The sequence below is a fragment of the Polyangium sp. 15x6 genome (assembly GCF_029960785.1).
In the GTDB taxonomy this organism is placed as follows: Bacteria; Myxococcota_A; Polyangia; order Polyangiales; family Polyangiaceae; genus Polyangium.
In genome coordinates, this window is sequence record NZ_JASBQE010000030.1 from 19,504 (window position 1) to 41,621 (window position 22,118).

The window sequence follows — 22,118 nt, forward strand, 5'->3', positions numbered from 1 at the left end:
ACGGAAGACCATGAAGATCACGGTGAACGAGGCGCAGGCGGGGGTTCGTTTGGACAAGCTCCTGCTCGAGGTGATGCCGACGCTCGGGCGAGCGGGGGCGAAGCGGCTGTTCGAGGCCGGCAAGGTCCGCCTGCACGAGGGCGGCGGCGAGCGCGGGCGCAGGGTGGCGAAGGGAGACGTGGCGCGCGCGGGGGACGTGGTCTCGGTCGAGCTCGAGACGGCGTCGCTCGCGGGCGGCGCGGTGCCGGACGCGGAAGCGCCGCTCACGGTGGTGTTCGAGACGAGCCAGGTGGTCGTCCTCGACAAACCGGCGGGGCAACCGACGGCGCCGCTCGAGCCGGGGGAGCGTGGGACGCTCGCGAACGCGCTCGTGGCGCGGTACCCGGAGTGCGCGGGGATCGGGTTTTCGGCGCGAGAGCCGGGGCTGTGCCATCGGCTCGACACGGAGACGAGCGGGCTCGTGCTGGCGGCGCGGACGCGGGAGGCGTTCGAGGTGCTGACGGGGGCGATCAAGGAGGAGCGTCTCGACAAACGGTATTTGCTGGTCTGCGCGGCGAAGGATTTGCCGGAGACGGGGACGATCGAGATTCCGCTGGCGCCGCACCCGAAGGATCGGCGTCGGGTGTATCCGTGCGTGCATCCGCGCGACGTGGAGCGGTATGCGCCGCGGCCGGCGCACACGACGTACCGGAAGCTGTCGGAGCGGGGAGAATGGGCGCTCGTGGAGGCGCGGGCCGGGAAGGCGACGCGGCACCAGATCCGGGCACATTTCGCGGCGATCGAGCATCCGCTCGCGGGCGATACGCTGTACGGTGGGCAGAGCGTGCCGGGACTTTCGCGGCATGCATTGCATGCGTCGCGGATCGCGTGGGGCGGGGATGCGAAGGTGCCGGCGTTCACGGCGAGCTCGCCGCTGCCGGGGGATATTGCGGGGATCGTGGGGGAAGAGGGCGGCTGAGCCGGCCCTTTCAAAGCCGCATTCAACGTTTGGGGGCTTCGCTCGGACCAGCCGAGCTACGCCCCCAAACCCCCTCGGGCCGCGGAACCTCTTTCTCCCGCTTCCGGATCCTCGCCGCCACCTGCTCCGCCGCCGCCATCATCTCCTGCGTGGGAATCCCCGCATTGCGTGGCCTCGGCATCCCATACCCCACCTCGTACGTCTCCGTCTGGATCGGCGGCGGCGGTTTGCCCGTTCCTTTCGGGCCGATTCCCACCGAGAAGAAGACCTCGCCTTTTTGCAGCTCCATCCAGACGACGGATTCGTTCGTCGGGTAGAAGTTCACCACCTTCCACCCATTCAGCTCGGCCCCCACGGATAGCCCGTCCAGCAATGCGACGAGCGCCGGATCGGGCGGCGCGGGTTGCGGGCCGAACGCCTCGGCCGGCGCGGGTACGTCGGCTTCCGGCGAACCGGCGGGTGGTGCTGGTGTGTTCGAGCCGCTCTGCGCGGTTACCAGGAACCCGAGGAGCCCGAGGAGCAACGCGGCGGCGGCGATCCGGGCGAGCAGGCGAGGGGGTTTTTCGGAAGGGGCGGTCACGGGCGCCCTCGAAGCAAGCGGGAAAACCTGCCCGGCGTCAAGCCGCGCGACCGTCCTCGGAGACCGCGACGACCTGGGCAGACCGCCGAATGCCCGAGCGCTCCTCCGCCGCCTTGCGACCTTCGCGCAAAAGCCCCACGAGGCGCGTGACGAGGTCGGCCGTCATCCACGCCGTCGGCAAGCGCGGGACGAGGGTGATCACGCGCTCCGTCGGGCGCTTTCCGCGCTGCGATCGGCCTTGCTGCGCGATCGCCTCCACGGCCTCCTCGCACGCCGTCCCCGTCGTCACGCGGAGCAGGACCTCGGGCGAGCGCAACGTCGAGCCCGCGGCCGGCGTGAGCACCACGCCCACCTCGAGCCCGGAGAAGCCCGGGAGCGGCGAGCGCGGGACCACGGCGAGCCGCAGCTCGTCGGCCTTCGCGCTGCCCTCGGGCACCCGGATGCGCGGGACGATGCGGACCTCCTCGCCAGCCTTTTTCGTCGCCTTGCGGACGCGCTTGGCGACGTCGCGCAGGAGCGGCGCGGCCGAGGTGACCGGGTCGGGCGGCAACTCCGCGCGCCGGCCCGTGCAGAAGAGCGCGAGCAGGGCCACGGCGTCGTAAGCGAGGAGCTCGGCGTGGTACATCGAGGTGCCGGAGACGAAATACACCGCCGCGCCGAGAAGGAGCAGGCCGAGCGCGAAGAGGGCTTTTCCGGCGCGGGTGGAGACGTCGAGCAGGCCCTCGCGGGCGGACGGGCGCGCGGCGCGGGCGAAGGCCTCGTCCTCGGAGACGGGGAGCCACGTGCCCGGGCCACGAAGCGAGGAGGCGCGAATCCAGCGCGGGGCCCGGAACGCGGCGAACGCCGAGGCGAGCGCGACGAGGAGCGCGCCCGCCGTGCCCGTGGGCAAGGTGAGCTGCAAGGCGAGGCCCCCGACGAGCGCGAGGCCCGCGCCCGTGGCACGCACGAAGAGCGGGGCCGGGATCAAGGGTCGAGGCTCGGCGCCGGCCGCGCGCGCGGCGCGTTCGACCTCGCGGGTCTTCCAGGCGACGAGCAGGGCATACAGGACAAACGCGAGGCCCCCGCCGAGCAGCACGAAGGTGCGGCGATCCGGGGCGAGCGCCGCGGGGCCCGGGGACACGGCGGTGATCGGCTCGGCTTTCGGCGCGGTGACGTCGAGGGCGCGGGCGTCGAGCCGGACGAGCCAGGTGATGGGCTCGGCTTTCGGCGCGTACGGCCGCAAGAGCTCGAGCTCGTCGCGGCCCGTGGCGCGGCGGACGGTGGAGAGGACCGAGGGCGGCGCGGCGGATTCGCCCGCGGGATCGGCGGCGACGCCGGCCTCGTCGGGGCGCGGCTCGGTCGGGCCGGCGGGCAGGACGAACGTGGCGCGCGCGGAGTCGAAGCCGTCTTCCCACACGAGCCCGGTCCAGCGGAGGCGGGCCATGGAGCCGTCGCGCTGGACGAGGCCGCGGCGGAAGAGCTCGGTGCGGTACCGGACGAACACCACGAAGACGCCCCGCGACAAACCCTTGTCCGCGTCGAAGCGGATGCGCATGGCCGAGGGGTTCGGCTGGCCGTCGTCGCGCGGGCGGCTCGGCGGCGGAAGCATCTCCGTGGTGATGGGCGCGGCCGAGGCGAGCGAGTTCGTGGCGGCGTCGCGGCCCGGGACGACGTAGCCGTCGGGCTCGGGGACGGCGTCGGCGTCGACGCCTTTCAGGTCGATCGATTTGAGCGGCCCGCCGGAGACGCGCAGGGTGATCTTGTGCTCGACGCGGGCCGAGCCGTCCTTGTTCACGTCGACCCGCACGTCGTCGCCCGCGACGTGCACGTCGACCCAGGCCAGGGCGGGCGCCGAGGGCGTGACGAGGCCGAGGACGAGGCCTGCGCCTACGAGGCAAGGCCGGGCGACACGAATGGACATGGCCGTGACCTCCCACGGGGCGAGGTCACGGGCCAAGTTCTGGGCGTCGCCCGGCGCGACGCGTCAGCTCAAGTTGCCCGGTCTCGCGTTCGTGGTGGTGCGCGTGACGGGGCGGCTCGGGAGGAAGGCGAAGACCGCGACGGCGATGCCGACCACGATGTCGTTCACCACGGCCCTTCCGCCGAAGTACCCGAGGACGAACGGCGCGATGATCAGCCACATGCCGAGCACGACGTTCACGAAGCGCGCCTTCGGCGCCCAGAGGGCGACGATCGCCGAGGCCGCGATCAGGATGCCGAGCAGGCGGTCATTGTTCACCGCGTATGCGTCGACGTATCCGAGCACCGCCGGGGCGATGAGCAGCCAGATACCCAGTACGACATTGATCCATCGGGGCCATGTCATGGTTTTCTCCTCGGGCGATAGGTTTCACGCGGCGTGCCGCTTCTCGGCCTCCTGCTCGTGCCGCATTCCCTGCTCGTGATACCGCCGAGCCTCGATCGCGTGCCGGATGGCCTCGGCCTCGTTCCCCTGCTCGTGCTGCTCCGCGGCCATCCGATGGTGCACGGCTGCGTTCTCGAAATGCTCGGCGGCCTTTCGATGGTGATCGGCCACGCTTTCGGTACGGATCATTCCTTGCTCCGTGGGCGATTCGTGCCGCGAGGCGGCGTCCCCGACGATCCGATGCAAACGAAAGCCCAGCCGCGGCGGACGAACCCGGCTGCGGCTGGGGGAATGGGGTGGATATGTTTTACGAAGCACCATTGAGGCCCGATTTTCGGACCTCGATTTGGCCGTCGCGGACGCGCGTCTCGTAATGGGGCTCCGAGTCGGTCGCGGGGCCGACCATCACCCGGCCGTCGCGCAGCCGGAACTGCGAGCCGTGGCAGGCGCACACGACGCGCTCGCCGTCGAGCCGGCCCGCGCTGAGCGAGCAGCCGAGGTGCGTGCAGGTATCGCCGATCGCGTGGACGCGGCCGTTCGCGCGGGCGAGCAGGATCGGCGCGCCCTCGGCCACGACGCGGCGGAGCTGCCCTTCGACGAGCTCGTCATTGCGCAGCACCGGCACGAAGCCCGAGGGCCCGCCTTGCTCGAAGGCCCGGTGGCTCACGCCGATCCCGTAATGGTACGACATGACCCCGCCGAGCCACGCGCTGCCGATCACGATGCCGAAGCCCGCCGTCGACGCGGCGATGCCCGCCCCGCGCCGTCCGTTCTTGCGCAGGAGCAGCGAGACGCCGAAGAGGCTGGCCGCGACCGTGTTCAGCGCCGCGTGCACGAAGCCCACGCGCCGCGGCTTGCCGTCGAGATAACTCCAGTCCGCGAGCCCGGCCAGGGCCGCCACGCCCGCGGCCGCCAGACCGAAGGCGTGCGCGGTGAAGGCTGCGTCGTCGAGCCCTTTCTTCCGCCGCCCGAGCCCCGCGATGTCCAGGACGACCCCCGTCGCCCACGCGCCGACCGGGAAATCGGTGAGCGCCGCGTGGAGCGGGTGCCCGAGCCACGTCCCGTCGAGCGTGGTCCGGAGCTCCGGGCGCTTTTGCAGGACCGCCTGGACCGGCCGGTGCACGGCCTCGGCGAGCGTGTCGACGCTCGAGCGATTCTCGACTGTCGTAAGGAGCGACGTCGCCATCCCGTTCCCCTTTCGTGCTTCGGTGCGGGGGCCTCTCCCCCGAACACACCTCGCTGTGCAATCGCCGCGCCGGCCATGACGCTCGTGCCCTGCCTTCCGGGCCGCCGGTCTCGAGCGATTTCGTGATTCCGTGAGGGGCATGGCCGTTGCTATCGTCGACGGGCCATGCCATTCACCCGATTTTTGCTTCCTTTCCTCGCGCTCGCGACCGGATGCGCCCAGGGCTCGTCCGGCGCGCTCGGCCAGACCGACACGACCGCGGCTTGCCCCCCGAGCGAGCTCGTCTGCGCCGTCGCAGGCATCGACGCCCCCATCGCCAAGGGCGCCGCCTTGCCGATCCAGGTCTCCGTGACCTCCGAGGGCGCCGCCACGCCGCCGCTCTCGTTCGTCTCGGCAAACCCGGCCATCTTCACGATCGACGACGCCCGCATCCACGCCCAGGCGCCCGGGCTCGCGTCGATGCTCATCACCACGGCGGGGGTTGGGGCGCAGGACGCCGAAGGCGATCCGAAGCCCCAAGCGTCGAACAGCGATCTCGTCGTGGATTTTCTTCACGTCTGGGTCGCGGAAGCGGACGCGCTGCGGCTCCACCGCGTGACCACCGGAGGCCTCCAGACTTCGCCCTTGCCCGCTGCGATGGAGATGCTCGTCGGCGACGAGCTCACCCTCGTCGCGGCGCCGCATCGCGGCCCGCAGCGGCTGCTCGGCGAGCTCGACGCGGCGTTCGAAGCCGATCCGCAAGTGGTCCTGATGCTCGACGAGGGCGTGGCCGGCAGCCGGCGCATCGTCGCCACGGCCCCGGGCGAGACGACCGTCACCGTCAAGGCGCTCGACATCGAGGTCGCGGTCGCGCTGACCGTGCTGGAGGTGAAGCCGTGAGCCCTCGCGCCGCCCTCCTGCTCCTCGCGGCCGCCGCGCTCGCCGCGGGCTGCGAACCCAACCTCGTCGCGCTCACCGTCGCGCCCCCCACGGCCGTCGCCGAGCTCGACAGCACCGAGAAGGACGTGCGTCTCTCGGAAGGCATCGCGCTCGCGATCGAGTGCACCTACCAGGGCAGCCCTTGCGAGAACGCGACCGCGAGCTCGAGTGATCCGGACATCGTGCGCGTCATGCCCGGCTTCGTGGATCTGCTCGCGCCGGGCGACCCCTACCAGCGGTATCCCGCCGACGAGCCGCGCTCCGTCTTCATCTTCGTCGGGGGCAAGCCGGGCGACGCCACGGTCACCCTCACGTCGACCGATGCCAATGCGACGATCGACGTCAAGGTGCTCTCGCTTCCCTGAAGGCCCGCCCGGGGGTGCCACGGCTTCGGCCGTTACCCCCCGTTTTCAGCCGGATTTCCGCCCTCTGTGGATGCGGATCCCTGCGGATTCTCGGAGAGCACAATTTCCCGCGCCGCGGGCATCAGGTGGAACTTGATGCACATGGGCATCTTCCCGTATGTAGGAGGGACGCATCGGAGACCATCGGGGATGACGGACACAACCGACGAGTCGGTAGTGGTGGAGGGGAAGCGGATCGAACGCGTCCTGGAGGCGCTTTCGCTCGCTTCCGTCGGGGCCTTCGACGAGGCCATCGGGCTCTCCGGCGCGCTGACCGAGGACCGCTTCGGGGCGCTCGAAGAGAGCCTGCTCGTGCTGCTCAGGGAGCTCAAGCAGACCCGCGAAGAGCACGACAAGGCGATGAGTGATCTCGAGGCGTCGCGGCGCGATCTCGAGGAGCAACTCGCCACGGTGGAGCGGCAGCGCATCGCGATCCGCGAGCTCAGCGTGCCCATCATCGACGTGTGGGACGACGTGCTCACGCTGCCGCTCGTCGGCGCGATCGACAGCGCGCGCGCCGCCGAGATGACCGAGAAGCTCCTGCAGCGGATCGCGGATCGCGGCGCGGAGTACGTGATCATCGATCTGACGGGCGTCGACGTGGTCGACACGATGACGGCCGCGCACCTCGTGCGGCTGACGCACGCGGCGAAGCTGCTCGGCGCGAAGTGCGTGCTCACCGGCGTGCGGCCCGACGTGGCGCGCACGCTCGTGGAGATCGGCGTGCACCTCGGCGGGCTCATGACGCTGCGCACGCTGAAGGACGGCCTGCGCGCCTGCCTCAACATGCGCGAGGCCGACCGCATCAGCCTGCGCAAGAAGCCCGGCGAAGGCGACAAGGACAAGAAGGCGCAGGCCTCGAAGGACGAAGGTCAAGACCGCGCGATGAGCCGCGGCGAGCGCCGCCAGCGGCCGCCGCGGCCGGAGACTTCGCCGAGCCCGTCGACGGTGCCGGCGTCGCTGCCCGTGTCCGAGGACATCGGGGTGTAGCCGCGCGGCGCGGCGATTCGTTCGAAGTCGAAAGAACTTCTCATGAAAGCCCTTCTCCCTCGTGGGAGAAGGGCTTTCGTGCTTTTCAAGCGCCCGTCGCGAGCTCGCCGGCGGCCTCGTCGACCGCGTCGACGACGATCTGCCCTCGATCGACCGAGAGGAGCGCGACCGATCCCGAGGGCAGCTCGCCGCGCAGGATCATCTCGGCGATCGGCGCCTCGACGTGGCGCATGATCGCGCGCTTCATGGGGCGCGCGCCGAGTCCCTCGTCGAAGCCGCCCTCGGCGATGAGCACGTCGAGCACGGTCGGCTCCACGTCGAGCCGGATGCCCTTCTCCTCGAGCCCGCGGCCGAGCCCCGCGAGCAGCCTCCGCGCGACCTCCTTCACCTCGGCCTTGCCGAGCGGGCCGAAGACGAGCACCTCGTCGATGCGGTTGTAGAGCTCCGGCGGCAGCGCCCCGCGCGCGGCGGCGAGCATCGTGGATTCGAGCTTGTCCGGCGAAACCTGCGTCGCGCCGCGGGAAAAACCGACCGAACGTTCGCTCTTCAACGCCCCGGCCTCGGCCGCGCCGAGGTTCGAGGTCAGCACGATGACCGTGTTCGTGAAATCGACTCGCCGGCCGCGGCCGTCGGTCATGCGGCCCTCGTCGAAGACCTGGAGGAAGGCTTCGAGCACGTCGCGGTGCGCTTTTTCGATCTCGTCGAGCAGGATCACCTGGTAGGCGCGGCGGCGCACGGCCTCCGTGAGCTGACCGCCGGCCTCGTGCCCGACGTACCCGGGCGGCGCGCCGATGAGCCGCGCCGTCGCGTGCGCCTCGCTGTACTCGGAGAGGTCGAGCCGCGTCATCGCGTCGGCCGAATGGAAGAGCGACTCGGCGATGGCCTTCGCGGTCTCCGTCTTGCCGACGCCCGTCGGGCCGAGCAGGAGGAACGTGCCGAGCGGCCGATCCGCGCGAATCCCCGCGGCATTGCGGCGAAGGACCCTCGCAATGCGGGCGAGCGGCGCCGTGTGGCCGACGACCCGATCGGCGAGGAGTTTTTCCAGATTGAGCATTCGCTCGCGGTCGGTCTCGAGCAAGCGCTCCTCGGGGATGTCGGCGAGGCTCGCGAGGACCTCGGCGACCTCGGGAGGACCGACCGGCGGGAGCTTTCCGGCCCCGGCGCGCCTGCGGGCGCGGGCGCCGGCGAGGTCGAGGATCCCGATCGCCTTGTCGGGCAAGGCGCGGCCCGGCAGATATCGCACGGACCACGAGACCGCGGACGCGATCGATTCGTCCGTGTACCCGAGCCCGTGGTGGGCGCCGAGGCCCTGACAAACCTGTTTGCAGAGGAGGAAGGCCGACGCCTCGTCCGGCTCCTCGATTTCGACGACGGAGAAGCGCCGCGCGAGGGCGGGGTCGGGCTCGAAGGTGCGCCGGTGCTCCTCGGGCGTCGTGGCGCCGACGAGGCGGAGATCGCCGCGAGCGAGGGCGAGCTTGATCTCGGCCGTCGCCTCGTCGAGGCCGCCGGAGAAGAGCTCGTGGATCTCGTCGACGAAGAGGATGATCGCGCGCCCCTCCTCGCGAATCTCGCGCAAAATGGCGTTCATGCGCTCGGCGAGCGCGCCGCGCGTGCCGGTGCCGGCGACGAGCTCGGAGACCGCGACCTCGACGAAGAGCCGCGCCGCGGACGGATCCCGATCGGCCTCGCGGGCGAGGCGCTCGGCGATGCCACGCGCGACCGAGGTTTTCCCGACGCCGGCCGGGCCCACGAGCAGGCAGCTATTCTGGTTTTTCTTGGCCAGGATATCGAGCGTCGCGTCGACCTCGGCGTCGCGGCCGATCACGGGATCGATCTCCCCGAGGCAAGCCGCGAGCGTGAGGTTTTTCCCGAGCGCGGCGAGCGCCGGCGTCTTCGCGCGATCGAGCGCGAGCGGATGCCCTTCCGGAATCGTGGGCCCGGGGCCGAGGTCTTTGCGCGCGTTGGTCTTTCGGTCCTTCTCGGCCGGCTTTGCGGGCGCGGTCGCGGGGAGCGGGATCGGCGTCGCGGTCGCGGTGGCCTGCGGCGGGGGCGGCGAGGGCGTCGCGCTCGGCGGCACCGCTTGCGCCTTCGTGGGCGGACGTTGCTCCTGGCCGAGCCGACCCGGCGGCGGGAAGAGCGGGACGGTCACGCCCGTGCCCGTCGGCCGCTTCGGGGGCGTGGGCGCGGGTTTGTCGAGGTCGATCCGCGTCGGCGTACGCGGGGCCGGCCGGGGCTCGGCCTCCGTGGTTTTTCCGCCCGCCATTGGGGGCACACGCCGGGCCGCGACGACGCCGAGCGAGAGCTGCATGGCCGCCGTGCGCAGCCGCCCCGTATCCACGCCGGCCTGCACGAGGGCGCGGTGCGCGGCGGAGCTGCGATCCGCGAGCAGGGCGAGGAGCAGGTGCAGCGCGTTCGGCTCCCCGAGCGGCGCACGCTTGCCGAGCTCGCGGGCCGCGACGGCGGCGCGGGCGAGGGGATCGGGCGTGTCCTCGTCGAAGGATCGACCGGCCTTGAGCAGCGTGTCCGCGTCGAGGCGCCGCTCGCGGAGCAGCTCGCCGGCCTGGCCATCACGCGAAGCGATGGCGGCGAGGAGGTGAACGCTCGTCGGGCGCTCCTTGCGCGCAGCGGCCAGATCCTGGGCGAGCTTGCGCAGCGTGACGAGCTCGGCCTGCGAGCGGGGGATCGTCATGATGGGGAGGGGGGTCTCACGGACGCGCGGCGTGGGACAAGTTTTCGGCCGGGGACGGGGCGGGGCGTTCGTGTAGGATGGGCCGCGGAGAGCACCCATCCGTGATGACACGACGAACCGCCCTTCTTTTTCTGGCTTCGCTCGGGCTCCTCGTCTCGCGCGAGGCGCGGGCCGACCTCGTCGACCCCGGGGAGAAGCGCGTCGACTACACGTTCGAGCTGGAGAACGCCTCGAGTTTCCCCGAGTACGTGTTCTTGGCGCATCCGTACACGACGTCCTTCGGCGCGCCCATGCCCGAGCTCGGCGTGCTCGGCGGGTTGCCGCTGATGGTGGGGAAGTACGTCCAGCCCGTCGTCTATGCGATGAAAAGGTCCGATTTCGAGGCGTCCTCGCTGCGCAAGCTGGAGGGGGCGGCCCTCGAAATGTTCTTCGCGGAGGGAAAAGGGCTCGTCTCGTCGGGGCTGACGATCCGGCCGCAGCATTTCGTGCCCGACCGCTGGCCCGTGAAGGGAATTCATGACGTCGTCCGGGTCGAGAAGCTCGAAGCAGGCGTGTTCGTCGCCCGGCTCGCGAAGGTCGTCTACTCCATGGACGACGGCAAGAGCGTGACCGTCGATTACCCGGCCGATGGAAAACGGCCCGATCCGCCCGGCGTCGCGTCGGCCCCGGCGCGATCCGAGCCCGCAGAGCCGCCTCCGACGAGCGCGACCGCCGATCCTGCCGAGACCACGCCGGTCGCGCCCGCGCACGCGCCGAGCGGCTGCGGCGGGTGCGCCGTCAAAGGCGAGGAGGGCGCCGCGGGGTTCGTGTTCCTGCTCGGCGTCTTCGCGGCGTTCCGAGCGCGGAGGCGCGGCGGCTCAATGGCGCCGTGATTCGACGAGCGCGCGGTCGACGATATCGAGGAGCTCGGCGGTGCTCGGCCGGTCGGCCATGCTCTCGCCGATCTGCCGGAAGAAGATCCGACCATCCGGCAAGATGACGAAGGTCGAGGGGACCGCGATGTCCTGGCCCTGCATGGCCACGCCGTACGCGAGCGCGGTCTTCAAGCCGTCGTCCCGCAAGAGCGGGTAATGCACGTCGAGCTTCGCGGCGAGCTCGCGGGACTCCTCCTCGGAATCGACGCTGATCGCCGCGAGGCCCACGCCGAGCCTCCGGAATCGATCGTTCATTCTTGCCAGCTGCCCGAGCTGGCTACGACAGTACGGTCACCAGTGGCCGCGGTAAAACACCACGACCGCGGGGCCTTTCTGGGTGAGGCTCGCCAGGGTGACGGTCTCGCCCGTGTGCGACGGGAGCGAGAATGCGGGCGCCGGGGCCGAGGTCGCGAGCGCGGGTCCGCGCGTCTTCAGGGTGCAGCCGGAAGCGACGGCGAGGAGCGCGGCACCGAGGAGAAAGAGGCGGCGCGAAGCGCGGATCGGCGCGGACATGGCCCGGGAGCATACAGGGGCAAGCCCGAGGCGGCAAGCCCTGGAAAAACGTCAGAAGCCGCCGCCGGTGGCCGTCCCCGTGGGCAGCGGTCGCTTCGGCGTGGGGGACGGGCTGGGGTTCGGCGAGGGCGTGGCGCCCGCGGTGGCCTCGCGCTTGACGATGAACTCGACCAGCGCGTCGCACCGGCCGGAGCTCGTGCCGCCGGTCTCGTCGAGGCAGGAGACGACGAGCGCGCGGCCCTTCGTCACCTCGGTGACGAGGAGCGTCGAGGTCCAGGCTTGTCCGTCGACGCGCGTGGACCATCCGGGTTTGTCGGCGATCGTCGGTTTTCCGCGCGTCCTCCGCATCTTCGGCGATTGCTGCTCGAATCCGGTCAGGATCGCGTCGGCGAATTTCTCGTCCACGGCGCGCACGGGCATGTCCGTGACCTTGAGCGTTTGCTTGTCGCAGACGATCGAGACCGTGCGAATGCCGTCTTTCTCCTCGGCGGTCTTCTTGCAATTGCTCATTGCGTCGCCGCCGCCGGGGGCGAACATGATCGGATAGACGACCTTGACCACGCCGCCCTCGGGCGCGGGGAACGTCAGGCTTTCGACGGCCGCGAGGACACATTTCACCACGTCGGGATCGGGGAGGGTCGCAGGTGAGTCTTCCCCGGCCTGGCCGACCTTGCCGTCCTTGCCGATGACGAACCGGATCGCGATGCGACCTTCGAGGTTCGGGGTCTTTTGCAGGCCCTCCTCGTAACAGGCCCGGAGCGCTTTGAAGTTGCCGCGGATGACCTTCTGGATTTCGGCCGGCTCGAGCTTGCCCTCCGGGGCGTCGAGCGCTCCGATCGCGTTCGTTTCCTTGGTCGGGGGCTCGGCCTTGGCCTCGGGCGCGGGGGGCGCCTCGGCGGGCGGGGCGTTCGCCTCCGGGTTCGGCGGCGCGTCGGCCGGCGGCGTGGCGCCGGCGCAGCCGACGAGCAGGAGGGCGAGGGACGAGGGCCAAAGGACGCGGAGCATCGGCGCGGATGCTAGGAGGCACGCCGGGGTGCGTCAAGGCGACCCCAGGAATGCGCATTGCAAGCCCTTCCCGTCGGTCGCGATTTTCCACGAGCCCGCGCCGCCCGCGACTGCAGAGCACACTCTCGCCGCGCCCGAGCACGTTGTCGTCGTGGCGTCGTTATCCTTCCTGCGCATGACGCGGCGCCTTCAATGGGCATGGCATTTCACGCTCCTGTCGGAATGGATGGGGGCGTACGCGTGACGTTGCGGCACCAACGATGCCGTTTTCAGAACGTTCCGGCGGGACGTTGAAAACTTGATTGACCACCCCTTCCGCGCGAGAGAACGTAGACGCGTGCCGGACGGCATGGTTCGTCCGGGCACGATGACTTGGAGGCTTACGTGAAGCGTCGCGATTTTCTCAAGGGCGCAGGGCTCGTCGCCGCGACGGCCGCCAGCGGCCTCGGCGTATCGCTCTGGGGCATGCGGCAAGCGCGTGCGTTCGGAGAGGTGCCCAAGGAGGCCGAGGGCGCCATGCTGCCGCTCGAACTGCAGGCCGAAAATATCCTCGAGATCTTTCTTTACGGCGGCGTGAGCCAGTACGAGTCGTTTTACTGCGTGCCCTCGCTCGGAGAGGCGAGCGGGACGCAGTGGCACGCGTACCTGCAGTCCGGTCACGTGCAGGCGGCCGTCGACCAGTGTGCGTTTCAAGGCCCGCTGACCGAGCCCTTCGCGGCCGACTCGATGGGCCAAGCCGTGCACCTCGGGCCCTACGTGATGCCCCTGCGTGAGCGGCCCGATGTGATGGAACGGACACGCGTCTCCATCTCGGCGCACGACCTCGAGCCACACGAGGGCGCGATCCCCATGATGCTCGGCGGTCGCGGGCTCGGGCATCCGGCGTTCTCGGGGCTCGGCGCGCACGTGCAGCGTTACTTCCTCGAACGGTTCGCCGAGCCGGGGCGCGCGCCGTACTCGTATGCGCTCATGTCGAACGGCGCGAACGGGCTGCCGACGGACAACGTTCGCAGCGTCGTGTCGATCGGAATGCACCCCGGCGCGGCGCGCCCGCTCGCCATCAAGGTCGACGCGGCGGGTGACCTCACGAGCCTGCTCGCCCGCGGGACGATCGGGCAGAACCGCGCGCAGTACGACGCGCTGATGCAGGGCTACATCGATCGCTACCACGAGCGGCTGCGCTGGAGGGGGCAGGCCAATCCGCTGCGCGCGCCACGCCTCGGCGAGCTCGAAGCGGCGTCGAGCTCGATCGCGAACGCGCAAGCGATCCAAGGCGTGCTCGAGCCGCAGTTCTTCACGAAGGTCCCCGGGTCGAACTGCGGGGACAACTCGAACACCGACGCGATGACGATGAACCTGAAGCTCGCGGCGCACTTGCTCCGGCACCCGACGGTGCCCGCGAAGTACGTGTGCATCGTCGACACGGGGCTCATCTCGGCCGACGGCGGCGGCGGGTACGACACGCACGGCGAGAACTCGTTCACGCAGGCGCGGAACCTGTCGCACACGCTCCGGCAGCTGCTCTCGGTGGTGAACGCGCCGGGCGAGAACAACCCGGCGAAGCTCGACCTCGACAAGACGCTGATCGTGCTGACCACGGAGTTCGGGCGCACGCCGTACAAGCAAGGCAACCAGGGTCGGAATCACTGGCCGTACGGCTTTCCGGTGGTGTTCATCGGCGGGCCGGTGCGGCCCTCGGGCAAGGGCGTGTTCGGCGCGTGCGGAGAGGACGGGCGCGCGACGATCGCGTCGACGCCGCAGGAAAACCGCATGGCGGCGCTGCTCTCGCTGGGTATCTGGCCCTTCGCGCAGGAGAGCTTCAACGTCTCCGACGTGCCGGGCGCGACGACGGAGATCGAGGCCGCGAAGCTCGTGCAGCAGCGGCAGCTGGGGGTGGTGGCATGAAGACCAGGCGTTTCTCCGGGCTCTCGACGCTCACCCTGGCGATCACGTGCGCGGCCGCGATGGCCGCAGCGCCCGCATGCAGCGGCGGCGGGACGAACCCGTCCGAGCCCTCGGGGCCCGGCGTTGGCGGCAGCGGCGGCGGCGACGGCGGCGCAGGCGGCGACGGCGGCGCAGGCGGAGGCGGCGGTGAGGGTGGTGATTCGACGCCGCACACGCCCGAGCACGTGTGGACCGAGTGCCAGGCGAGTGATCAAGCGTGGGTGCGCCGCGCGATCGTCGCGGTGAGCGGCCGCAAGCCGTGGGGCCAGGCCGAGGTGAACGCGTACACCGACGCGATCACGGCGCTCCGCAAGGCAGACCTCGAGGCCGCCGGCAAGTTCGGCGAGCTCGGCGGCGCGCTTCCGCCCTACGGCGAGGACCTCGTCAACGCGCGCAAGATCGTGGTCCGCGCGCTCATGCGCGAGGACGCGTTCCGGCAGCGGTGGAGCGACTTCTTCATGGACACGCTGCGCGTGAACCGCATCGAGACGAAGTCGCTGCAGCAGTGCTACGGCTCGCCGCCGGCCGCGGCGTTCGACAGCGGGAACCTCGCCGCGTGGGTGCGCGACAACGACGCGAACGCGAAGAACCCGCCGAACCCCGGGTTCACCATGAACCAGCTCCTCTCGTCGGCGCTCGAGCTCGACGACCTCTCGCCCGTCTACCGCGCGAACCTCTTCGCGATGATGTCGCAGCCGTACTCGGGCGCGAACGTGGGCGAATACGAGATGGAGCGCGCGCGGCGGCAGAACTTCGGCACGATCTTCGAGCGGGCCTACCTGCATCGTGATCGGGTTTGTCTGACCTGCCACAACAGCGAGTACTCCGTGACGTACAGCGACGATCCGGCGCTGAACCGGGCCTGGCCCGTGCCGGGGCTCTTCGAGGTCGCGCTCTACGGCAACTCGGTCGGCGTGCACCCCGAGGAGGAGCAGGAGACGAAGGGCACGGACGAGATGCGCGCCCTGTCGATGCTGCGTTACTGGGGCGTCGCCGACGGCGGCGGGACTTCGCCCTACGGCTGGAGCGGCAACGCGTGCGGCAGCTTCCGCGTGCCGACGGAGGACGATCCGCTCGGCGTCGACACGTTCTTCGGCTCGATCCGCTCGACGCCCGAAGCGCCGAACAAGGGCCGCCGCGCGAGCGTGTGGGACCTCGAACGCGCGCTCAAGCGCGGCGTGGACCGGCTCGCGGCGCACGGGCTCGTGCGTTTGCCCGGGGGCGAGCTCGCCGATTCGGACGAGGCGTTCGCGTACATGGTCGCGCAGAACATCGTCGACGTCGTGTGGGCCGAGGTGATGGGCACGCGGCTGACGATCGCGAACTACTTCCCGCGCACCGAGGTGCAGCGCGACATCCTGATGGGCCTCACGGAGAAGTTCGTCGCGTCGCACTTCTCGCTGCGCGAGCTGCTCACCGACATCCTCGCGCACCCGGCCTTCAACCTGAAGGCGCCGGAAGAGGGCTGCGGCAACGCGGCCTACGAGGTGCCGCGGATCTTCGATCCGTGGACGATCGCAGACAAGGACGTCGGCCGGCGCGGCAACAGCCCCGCCGACGGCGTCTTCGCGGTCTCGTCGCGCCCGCTGCGCCGCAGCCTGCACCGCGCCATGGAGTGGCCGAGCTACAGCGAGTATCCGCAAGACGGCTCGGAGGAGAGCTTCCAGCTCGCCATCGGGTTCGCGCTGAAGGACGCGGAGCCGGGCTTCCGCGGGCTCGACTTCCAGGGGCGGCTCTCGTGGGAGGCGACGTACGGCGCGTGCAAGGCGCTCAGCGGCAACGACTTCATCTCGAAGATCGTGTCGAGGGCGCAGGCGACGCCGGGCGCGACCGTCGGCGACGCGGTGATCGCGCTGAAGGATCGGCTCATCGGCGAGCCGTGGGTCGAGCCGGTGACGGAGAAGCCGCAGATCGAGGCGCTCGTGAAGTCGACCCTCGCCGACACGAACCTCTCGGGCCTCGACGCGAAGCTGCGCTCGTTCTGCGGCGTCCTCGTCGCGGCGCCGCAGTTCATGCTCGGCGGCGTCGTCCCCAAGGACGCGACCGACGTGCCGAAGCTGACGCCGCCGGAGATCTCGTACGAGGGTACGTGCGGATACGTGTCGTTCGTCGCGGGGCAGATCGGCGCGCCGTACACGATCACCTGCGGTCCGGCTACGATCACCGCGAAGAAGCAGTGACGGAAGGGGTTTGGGGCTGCGCTCGGCTTGTCCGAGCGCAGCCCCAAGCGTTGAAAGGACGACCGGGATGGGTTTGTCGCGGGCAGCCAGGGCGATCGGGGCACTCTCGATCGCCCTGGTGATGACAGCCGGATGCGGAGCCGACGAGGGCGTCGACCTCACCGGCGGCACGGGCGGAAACGGGAACGGCGGCGCAGGCGGGAGCGGCGGCGCGGGTGGCACGGGCGGCAGCGGCGGCAGCGGCGGCGGCGCGGGCGGCAGCGACGATCCGGCGGAGGCGATCTACCCGAACATCGCGTCGCTGCACGCGCTCGGCGTCGCGCAGACATGCTCGCTCAACCAGGGCGTGTGCCATTCGTCGCGGCAGTACCCCGAGCTCGGCGGCGTGAAGGACATGGTCGCGCTCGTGAACGCGCCCTGTCAGATCACGGCGGCCGAGCCGAGCCTCGTTCCCGACGAGTGCGAGCGTCCCGGGGACAAACTCGTGATCGGCGGGCAAGAGCGGGAGATCTTGCAGGTCGTCCTCGACAAGAACGCGCCGTTCCCGCCGGCGAGCGTGGAGCTGCGCCTCGCCTCCGCGCCGCCGTCGCTCGACGCGAACGGCGCGCGCATCCGCAGGCTCGACGACGCCGGCGCCGAGGTGCTCAGCGTGCCCCTCGACGGCGCGTCGTTCGCGGCAGGAGGATCGCCGACGAGCGTGATCGTGAACCTCGCCGCGTCGCCCGCGTCGCTGAAAGGTTTCCTCGACGTACGCGTGACCGATCTCGATCGGGTGCGCGTCGGCGACGCGAACGGCAACGGCAACGCGCATCCCTCGGCCATGCCGTGGTCGCTCGTCACGCCGGGCGATCCGGGGCGGAGCTACCTCTACAAGCGGCTGCTCTCGGACGAGCTCGGCCCGCGCATGCCGCTCCTCCAGCGCACGTGGACCGCGCTCTCGACGCGCGCCGTGTGGTGCTGGATCCGCGGGATGAAGCCGGACGCGAAGCCGGGCGACATGTCGATCCTCGAGCCGATCGACTACGGAAATTGTCCCCCCGACCCCGACGCGCCCGATCCGAACACGGCCGGCACGTGGGGGAGCGTGCGCACGCTGATGGCCTCGCGCTGCGCGACGTCGAAGTGCCACGACAGCACGGACAAGGCGGGCGATCTGGATCTGTCGCCCGACGCGTCGACGTTCCTTGCGAACGTGATCAACGCGCCGAGCGTGCAGACGGGCGCGCAGCGCGTGGTGCCGGGACAACCGGCGGCGAGTTATCTGCTCTGCAAGGTCGATCCGCACTGCGAAGGGCGCGCGGACATGACGAGCCTCATGCCGCTCTCGGGCGCGCCGCTGACGGACGCCGAGATCAAGTCGATCGCGACCTGGATCCAGGCCGGGGCGAAGCTCGAGTAGGCACGCGCTCGCTGGCGGCGGCGACGCCGAACTCGACGAGCGCCCGCCGCACCTCGCTCGCGTCCTTCGCGACCCGCGCCCGCTCGCCGAGCGCGCGCTTCGGATCCCCGCCGAACCACACCGCGCGCATCCCCGCGCCGAGCGCGCCCTCCACATCGGCGGCGAGCGAGTCGCCGATGTGCACGATCCGATCGAGCGACCTCCCGAGCCGCCCGGCGGTCCAGGCGAAGATCGCGCGGTCGGGTTTGTCCATGCCGAGCCGGCCGCTGTCGGCGAGCACGAGGAACCGATCGTCCCAGCCGAGCTCCGCGACGAGCTCGGCGAGCCGGCCCTCCGAGTTCGAGATGATGCCCACGGGCACGCCCGCGTCGGAGAGGTCCTCCGCGAGCTCCAGCATGCCGGGGATCGGGCGCCGCCAGAGGTTTTTCCGGGGCTGCTCGGACCAGAGGAAGTCCACGGCGCCCACGAGCGCTTCCTCGTCGAGCGGTGACGCGGCCGCGCGTTCGAGCAGCGCGCGCATGAAGATCTTCCAGGGATGACCGCCGAGGCCGCGGTGGATGGCGTCATCGTAGACGCGCCATGCGTCGGGGAGGGCGACCTCGATTCGTTTGGGGTCGAACGATAGGCTCCGCTCGGCGAGGCGGGCGGCCGTGAGGTCCGCGTCGAGGGCGGCGAGGGTCTGTCCGAAGTCGAAGGTGACGGCGTGCATGGCGCCCGCTCCGTTAGCACGGAGCAGAGGCGCCCGGGGGGTTCGTCGCAGCGTCAGGCGTCCTGCGCGCCCTCGTACATGCGGTCGATCTCGCGGGCGTAGTGGTCGTAGACCACGCGGCGCTTGAGCTTCAGCGTGGGCGTGAGCTCACCATCCTCGATCGTGAAGGGGCGATCGAGGATGTGAAATTTCTTCACGGTCTCCACGCGAGCGAGCGTGGAATTCACACTATCGACCGCTTTCTGGACCGCGGCCACCACCGCGGGGTCGTCGCGCAGCTTTGCCAGATCTGCCCCGGGCGCGCCCGCGAGCTCGCTGGCGGCGGCGGGATCGAGCACCACGAGCGCGGTGAGGTACTTGCGCCGGTCGCCGATGACCACGGCCTCGGCGATGGGCGTGTGGTTCTTCAGGGCCGCCTCGATGTTCTTCGGGGCGATGTTCTTGCCGCCCGCCGTGATGATGATCTCCTTCTTGCGGCCCGTGATCGACAGGAAGCCGTCCTTGTCGAACTGACCGAGATCACCCGAGTGCATCCAGCCGTCGACGAGCGTGTCGGCCGTCGCTTGCGGCTCCTTGTAGTAGCCGAGGAACACGTTCGGGCCCTTCACCAGGATCTCGCCGTCCTCGGCGATCTTCACCTCGATCCCGTCGAGCTTCGTGCCGACCGCGCCGAGCTTCATGTTGCTCCCGCGGTTGAACGTGGTCGGGCCCGTGTCTTCGCTCTGGCCGTAGACCTCGGAGACGATGATGTCGAGGCTCGCGAAGAACTCGAGGATCTCCTTGGACACGGGCGCGGCGCCGGATACACACGTGCGCGCGCGCGACAGGCCGATGGCGCTCTTCAGCTTCGTGAACACGAGCTTCTGCGCGAGCTTGTACTGGAGACCCAGCGCGCCCTCGGGCTGCGCGCCGCGCATCTTCACCGCCGTCGCCTCGCGCGCGATGTCCATCGCCCACGCGACGAGCGCCTTCTTCGCGCCCTTGGCTTCCTTGAGTTTGCCCTGGACGCCGGCGTGGAACTTCTCCCAGATGCGCGGGACGCCGAAGAAGAGCGTCGGCTGCACTTCCTTGAGGTTGTCCGGGACCTTGTCGATGCTCTCGGCGAAGTAGGCCGATCCGCCCATCGTGATGCAGCCGTGGATGGTGAAGACCTGCTCCGCGATGTGCGAGAGCGGCAAGTACGAGAGCACGCAGTCCTGCGCCGTGCCGCCCACGAGCTTCTGCGCCGTGTCCGAGGTCCACGCGAGGTTCTGGTGCGAGAGCATCACGCCCTTCGGCGGCCCCGTCGTGCCCGAGGTGTAAATCAACGTCGCGAGGCCCTGCGGCTCGAGCGCCGCGAGCCGCGCGAAGAAGTCCGCGTCGGAGACGTCCTTGCCCTTGTCGAGGAACGCCTCGTACGAGGCGACGAGCGGGTGATCGATGTGCGGCGCGCCGCGCATCGTGACGACTTGCTTGAGGCGCGGCAGTTCGCCGAGCATCTTCTCGATCTTCGCCCACTGGCCTTCGTTCTCGACGAGGACGATCTCGCTCTCGGCGTGGTGGACGATGTACGCGACCTCCTCGGGCGAACAGGTGGTGTAGATGCCGGCGGGCGCGCCGCCCGTGGCCATGGCCGCGACGTCGAAGGCGACCCACTCGGACCGGTTGAAGCCGAGGATGCACACGGTGAAGCCCGGCTTCTGGCCGAGCGCGATCATCGCCTTGCCCAGGCGTTTGACCTCGTCCGCGAGCTCCCGGTAGCTCTTCGGCCGGTAGACGCCGCCCGATTTGATGTGATGGGCAGGCGCGTCGGGCCTGCGTTCGGCTTGCTTGAAGAGCCGGGAAGCGATGGTGTCGTTCGGCGTAGACATGGCCGCGCCAGTCTAGTCGAGCGGCCGGCCATTCGTTCCACCCGAAAACGGAAACGCTGCCGTAAGATTCAGCGCGGCTTCGGCGGCGGAGCTGGCTCCGGCGCGGGGCTTTCGGAGGGCGCCGGCTTCGGGTTTGGCGGGGGCGGATCCTTCCGGTCTTCCTCGACAGGGGGCCTTTGCCGCCCTGCCGCGGCGCGCAAGGCGATCACGCGCGTCACGAGCTCGGTCGCCTCGTCCGTCGACATGTCCACGCGCGCCGAGATGCGCGGGCCCTCCGCGCCGATCCGCAATCGCTCGAGGATCGGCCCGAGGCCCATCAGGCGCACGAGCGTGTCGTCCGCCTGCGCGGCGCGTTTTCCGTCGAAAATGTTCGCCAGTTCGGCGCACGGCGCCGGCGCGTCGCAGGCCACGACCCCCGACAAACCCACGCGTTCGCCGATGGAAACCGAGAGCCCGAGGCCCACGACCGACGCCGCCGGCGAACCCTGCGCCCCGTTCAGCGCGATCTCCTCGAGCAGCGTGCGCCGCTGCTCCGGCGTGAGCACCACGGTCACGCGCAGCGCGCCCGGGCCCGCTTCCGACGCGAGCTTCGTGTGATCCCCGTCGGCGCGCGCGGAAGGCACGCGGCCCTCCGCCGCGTCGATCATCGAGCGCAGGTAGTTGCCCGCGCCGAGGAGGATGGGTCCGCCCTCGCGCACGGCGATCTCCGCGCCGCTCGTCGACTGGCGCGCGTCGCGCACCGTGCGGAACGCGCCGATCGGGTTCACCACGGAGCGGCCGCCGCGCGCCTCGATGACCTTGCTCGCGCAGGCGAGCAGGGCGTCCGGGTCGATGGCGCCCGAGGCGACGAGGCCGAAGTCGCCGTCGCCGCCCGCCGCGGGCACGGCCACGCCGAGCTCCGTGAGGCCGGCCATGGGGTCGAAGCCGCAGACGTCGCGCACCTTGCCGAGGCCGGGGATTTCGCGGGTCTCGGAGAGCAGGGGCGCGAAGGCGCCCGAGCGCCGCAGGGCGCCGAGGTCGGCCGTGGCCACGAGGAGCGCGCCTTCGGGGATGGCGTCGAGCGTCCCGGGCAGCGGGCGCGCCATCTCGCGTTTTTGCCAGACCCAGACGACGGCCGCGACGACCACCGCCGCGGCGGCCGCGAAGACGAGGGCGTTGCGCGTGCGCGTCTGCACGGGCCGAGCCCTACCACGTTTTTCACGAGACCGCGCGCGTCGGCTTCCGCGAGGCGCGTCGCGCGCGCCAGGCTGCTTCCCGCGCGGGAAGACCACGTCGTGCGGCAGAGCTCGTGCCGCTCGTCGCCTCCATGCTCCGACGCTGCGTTCTGCAAATGCAGAATGCTAGGTTCGGCGGTGATGCTTGGCTCAGGCTTCCTTCGACGGGCCCGTCCTCTTGGCTTTGCGCTCGAAGTAGCCGCCGATGGCCTCGCCGATCCGAGGGACGACCGAATGGATGACCACGAGCCCGACCAGGAAGGCCACCAGCGCGAGCTCTCGGGGGGTGCCGAAGGCGGACATGCGCCTTTCGTCTTATCA

Annotated in this window: 20 protein-coding genes and 1 pseudogene; 8 read left to right on the top strand and 13 right to left on the bottom strand. The window is 70.6% G+C overall.

What is annotated here, in order from left to right; genetic code table 11:
* Nucleotides 1–10 precede the first annotated feature (10 nt).
* Nucleotides 11–958 carry an RluA family pseudouridine synthase gene (locus tag QHF83_RS22585; protein ID WP_282419973.1) on the top strand — a complete coding sequence of 316 codons (948 nt, stop codon included), beginning with the start codon at nucleotides 11–13 and terminating at the stop codon, nucleotides 956–958.
* Between the two features lie 22 nt (nucleotides 959–980).
* Here QHF83_RS22585 and QHF83_RS22590 read toward each other — a convergent pair whose 3' ends face one another.
* The 5 genes from QHF83_RS22590 to QHF83_RS22610 all read right to left on the bottom strand — a co-directional run bounded on the left by QHF83_RS22590 (nucleotide 981) and on the right by QHF83_RS22610 (nucleotide 5,068).
* Complete coding sequence (locus QHF83_RS22590; RefSeq protein WP_282419974.1) at nucleotides 981–1,538, bottom strand: hypothetical protein; 558 nt, start codon at nucleotides 1,536–1,538, stop codon at nucleotides 981–983.
* Nucleotides 1,539–1,575: 37 nt separating this feature from the next.
* Nucleotides 1,576–3,438, bottom strand: a complete 1,863-nt coding sequence (locus QHF83_RS22595) for a hypothetical protein (RefSeq protein ID WP_282419975.1) — start codon at nucleotides 3,436–3,438, stop codon at nucleotides 1,576–1,578.
* Nucleotides 3,439–3,501: 63 nt separating this feature from the next.
* Nucleotides 3,502–3,843 (bottom strand): SPW repeat protein, encoded by a 342-nt coding sequence (locus QHF83_RS22600; RefSeq protein ID WP_282419976.1) that lies wholly within the window; start codon nucleotides 3,841–3,843, stop codon nucleotides 3,502–3,504.
* Nucleotides 3,844–3,867: 24 nt separating this feature from the next.
* Nucleotides 3,868–4,071 (bottom strand): hypothetical protein, encoded by a 204-nt coding sequence (locus QHF83_RS22605; RefSeq protein ID WP_282419977.1) that lies wholly within the window; start codon nucleotides 4,069–4,071, stop codon nucleotides 3,868–3,870.
* A gap of 118 nt (nucleotides 4,072–4,189) precedes the next feature.
* Nucleotides 4,190–5,068 carry a Rieske 2Fe-2S domain-containing protein gene (locus tag QHF83_RS22610; RefSeq protein WP_282419978.1) on the bottom strand — a complete coding sequence of 293 codons (879 nt, stop codon included), beginning with the start codon at nucleotides 5,066–5,068 and terminating at the stop codon, nucleotides 4,190–4,192.
* Between the two features lie 165 nt (nucleotides 5,069–5,233).
* On the opposite strand from QHF83_RS22610, the gene QHF83_RS22615 reads away from it, so the two are divergent.
* The 3 genes from QHF83_RS22615 (at nucleotide 5,234) to QHF83_RS22625 (ending at nucleotide 7,380) form a co-directional block, all read left to right on the top strand.
* Nucleotides 5,234–5,947, top strand: a complete 714-nt coding sequence (locus tag QHF83_RS22615; RefSeq protein ID WP_282419979.1) for a hypothetical protein — start codon at nucleotides 5,234–5,236, stop codon at nucleotides 5,945–5,947.
* Nucleotides 5,944–6,351, top strand: coding sequence for a hypothetical protein (locus tag QHF83_RS22620; protein ID WP_282419980.1), 408 nt, complete (start codon nucleotides 5,944–5,946; stop codon nucleotides 6,349–6,351). The genes QHF83_RS22615 and QHF83_RS22620 overlap by 4 nt, the downstream gene beginning before the upstream one ends.
* Before the next feature lie 189 nt (nucleotides 6,352–6,540).
* A complete protein-coding gene (locus QHF83_RS22625) occupies nucleotides 6,541–7,380 on the top strand; it encodes an STAS domain-containing protein (protein ID WP_282419981.1) in 840 nt (279 codons plus the stop codon).
* Between the two features lie 85 nt (nucleotides 7,381–7,465).
* On the opposite strand, the gene QHF83_RS22630 is transcribed toward QHF83_RS22625, so the two are convergent.
* Nucleotides 7,466–10,069, bottom strand: a complete 2,604-nt coding sequence (locus QHF83_RS22630; protein ID WP_282419982.1) for an AAA family ATPase — start codon at nucleotides 10,067–10,069, stop codon at nucleotides 7,466–7,468.
* A gap of 104 nt (nucleotides 10,070–10,173) precedes the next feature.
* Between QHF83_RS22630 and QHF83_RS22635 the strand changes: the two genes are divergently transcribed.
* Nucleotides 10,174–10,941, top strand: coding sequence for an MYXO-CTERM sorting domain-containing protein (locus QHF83_RS22635; RefSeq protein WP_282419983.1), 768 nt, complete (start codon nucleotides 10,174–10,176; stop codon nucleotides 10,939–10,941).
* Here QHF83_RS22635 and QHF83_RS53480 read toward each other — a convergent pair.
* From QHF83_RS53480 to QHF83_RS22645, 3 genes and pseudogenes are all read right to left on the bottom strand, one after another.
* Nucleotides 10,927–11,262 (bottom strand): annotated as a pseudogene (locus tag QHF83_RS53480) (redoxin domain-containing protein); the annotation flags it as partial. The gene QHF83_RS22635 and the pseudogene QHF83_RS53480 sit on opposite strands and share 15 nt — an antisense overlap.
* A 12-nt stretch (nucleotides 11,263–11,274) precedes the next feature.
* The gene (locus QHF83_RS53485) at nucleotides 11,275–11,496 is read right to left on the bottom strand and encodes a hypothetical protein (RefSeq protein ID WP_348980457.1); all 222 of its coding nucleotides are present in this window, start codon (nucleotides 11,494–11,496) and stop codon (nucleotides 11,275–11,277) included.
* Between the two features lie 51 nt (nucleotides 11,497–11,547).
* Nucleotides 11,548–12,501 carry an AgmX/PglI C-terminal domain-containing protein gene (locus tag QHF83_RS22645; RefSeq protein WP_282419985.1) on the bottom strand — a complete coding sequence of 318 codons (954 nt, stop codon included), beginning with the start codon at nucleotides 12,499–12,501 and terminating at the stop codon, nucleotides 11,548–11,550.
* A 384-nt stretch (nucleotides 12,502–12,885) separates the two neighbouring features.
* On the opposite strand from QHF83_RS22645, the gene QHF83_RS22650 reads away from it, so the two are divergent.
* The 3 genes from QHF83_RS22650 (at nucleotide 12,886) to QHF83_RS22660 (ending at nucleotide 18,024) form a co-directional block, all read left to right on the top strand.
* Nucleotides 12,886–14,406 (top strand): DUF1501 domain-containing protein, encoded by a 1,521-nt coding sequence (locus tag QHF83_RS22650; RefSeq protein ID WP_282419986.1) that lies wholly within the window; start codon nucleotides 12,886–12,888, stop codon nucleotides 14,404–14,406.
* Nucleotides 14,403–16,625 carry a hypothetical protein gene (locus QHF83_RS22655; RefSeq protein WP_282419987.1) on the top strand — a complete coding sequence of 741 codons (2,223 nt, stop codon included), beginning with the start codon at nucleotides 14,403–14,405 and terminating at the stop codon, nucleotides 16,623–16,625. Before QHF83_RS22650 ends, QHF83_RS22655 begins: the two co-directional genes overlap by 4 nt.
* Nucleotides 16,626–16,692: 67 nt before the next feature.
* On the top strand, nucleotides 16,693–18,024 hold the full coding sequence (locus QHF83_RS22660) for a hypothetical protein (RefSeq protein ID WP_282419988.1): 1,332 nt from the start codon (nucleotides 16,693–16,695) through the stop codon (nucleotides 18,022–18,024).
* Here the strand turns inward: QHF83_RS22660 and QHF83_RS22665 are convergent.
* The 4 genes from QHF83_RS22665 to QHF83_RS22680 all read right to left on the bottom strand — a co-directional run bounded on the left by QHF83_RS22665 (nucleotide 17,978) and on the right by QHF83_RS22680 (nucleotide 22,100).
* Nucleotides 17,978–18,733, bottom strand: a complete 756-nt coding sequence (locus QHF83_RS22665; protein ID WP_282419989.1) for an HAD family hydrolase — start codon at nucleotides 18,731–18,733, stop codon at nucleotides 17,978–17,980. The two genes, QHF83_RS22660 and QHF83_RS22665, sit on opposite strands and share 47 nt — an antisense overlap.
* A gap of 53 nt (nucleotides 18,734–18,786) precedes the next feature.
* A complete protein-coding gene (locus tag QHF83_RS22670; RefSeq protein ID WP_282419990.1) occupies nucleotides 18,787–20,583 on the bottom strand; it encodes a long-chain fatty acid--CoA ligase in 1,797 nt (598 codons plus the stop codon).
* Between the two features lie 68 nt (nucleotides 20,584–20,651).
* Complete coding sequence (locus tag QHF83_RS22675; protein ID WP_282419991.1) at nucleotides 20,652–21,758, bottom strand: hypothetical protein; 1,107 nt, start codon at nucleotides 21,756–21,758, stop codon at nucleotides 20,652–20,654.
* A gap of 189 nt (nucleotides 21,759–21,947) precedes the next feature.
* Nucleotides 21,948–22,100, bottom strand: a complete 153-nt coding sequence (locus tag QHF83_RS22680; protein WP_282419992.1) for a hypothetical protein — start codon at nucleotides 22,098–22,100, stop codon at nucleotides 21,948–21,950.
* Between the last annotated feature and the right edge of the window lie 18 nt (nucleotides 22,101–22,118).

What these genes read in the sequence shown, in the direction of transcription:
- QHF83_RS53485 (WP_348980457.1), bottom strand. Translation starts at nt 11,496, where the DNA reads ATGTCCGCGCCGATCCGCGCTTCGCGCCGCCTCTTTCTCCTCGGTGCC.
- QHF83_RS22630 (WP_282419982.1), bottom strand. Translation starts at nt 10,069, where the DNA reads ATGACGATCCCCCGCTCGCAGGCCGAGCTCGTCACGCTGCGCAAGCTC.
- QHF83_RS22660 (WP_282419988.1), top strand. Translation starts at nt 16,693, where the DNA reads ATGGGTTTGTCGCGGGCAGCCAGGGCGATCGGGGCACTCTCGATCGCC.
- QHF83_RS22635 (WP_282419983.1), top strand. Translation starts at nt 10,174, where the DNA reads ATGACACGACGAACCGCCCTTCTTTTTCTGGCTTCGCTCGGGCTCCTC.
- QHF83_RS22615 (WP_282419979.1), top strand. Translation starts at nt 5,234, where the DNA reads ATGCCATTCACCCGATTTTTGCTTCCTTTCCTCGCGCTCGCGACCGGA.
- QHF83_RS22610 (WP_282419978.1), bottom strand. Translation starts at nt 5,068, where the DNA reads ATGGCGACGTCGCTCCTTACGACAGTCGAGAATCGCTCGAGCGTCGAC.
- QHF83_RS22600 (WP_282419976.1), bottom strand. Translation starts at nt 3,843, where the DNA reads ATGACATGGCCCCGATGGATCAATGTCGTACTGGGTATCTGGCTGCTC.
- QHF83_RS22595 (WP_282419975.1), bottom strand. Translation starts at nt 3,438, where the DNA reads ATGTCCATTCGTGTCGCCCGGCCTTGCCTCGTAGGCGCAGGCCTCGTC.
- QHF83_RS22665 (WP_282419989.1), bottom strand. Translation starts at nt 18,733, where the DNA reads ATGCACGCCGTCACCTTCGACTTCGGACAGACCCTCGCCGCCCTCGAC.
- QHF83_RS22605 (WP_282419977.1), bottom strand. Translation starts at nt 4,071, where the DNA reads ATGATCCGTACCGAAAGCGTGGCCGATCACCATCGAAAGGCCGCCGAG.
- QHF83_RS22585 (WP_282419973.1), top strand. Translation starts at nt 11, where the DNA reads ATGAAGATCACGGTGAACGAGGCGCAGGCGGGGGTTCGTTTGGACAAG.
- QHF83_RS22645 (WP_282419985.1), bottom strand. Translation starts at nt 12,501, where the DNA reads ATGCTCCGCGTCCTTTGGCCCTCGTCCCTCGCCCTCCTGCTCGTCGGC.
- QHF83_RS22670 (WP_282419990.1), bottom strand. Translation starts at nt 20,583, where the DNA reads ATGTCTACGCCGAACGACACCATCGCTTCCCGGCTCTTCAAGCAAGCC.
- QHF83_RS22625 (WP_282419981.1), top strand. Translation starts at nt 6,541, where the DNA reads ATGACGGACACAACCGACGAGTCGGTAGTGGTGGAGGGGAAGCGGATC.
- QHF83_RS22680 (WP_282419992.1), bottom strand. Translation starts at nt 22,100, where the DNA reads ATGTCCGCCTTCGGCACCCCCCGAGAGCTCGCGCTGGTGGCCTTCCTG.
- QHF83_RS22655 (WP_282419987.1), top strand. Translation starts at nt 14,403, where the DNA reads ATGAAGACCAGGCGTTTCTCCGGGCTCTCGACGCTCACCCTGGCGATC.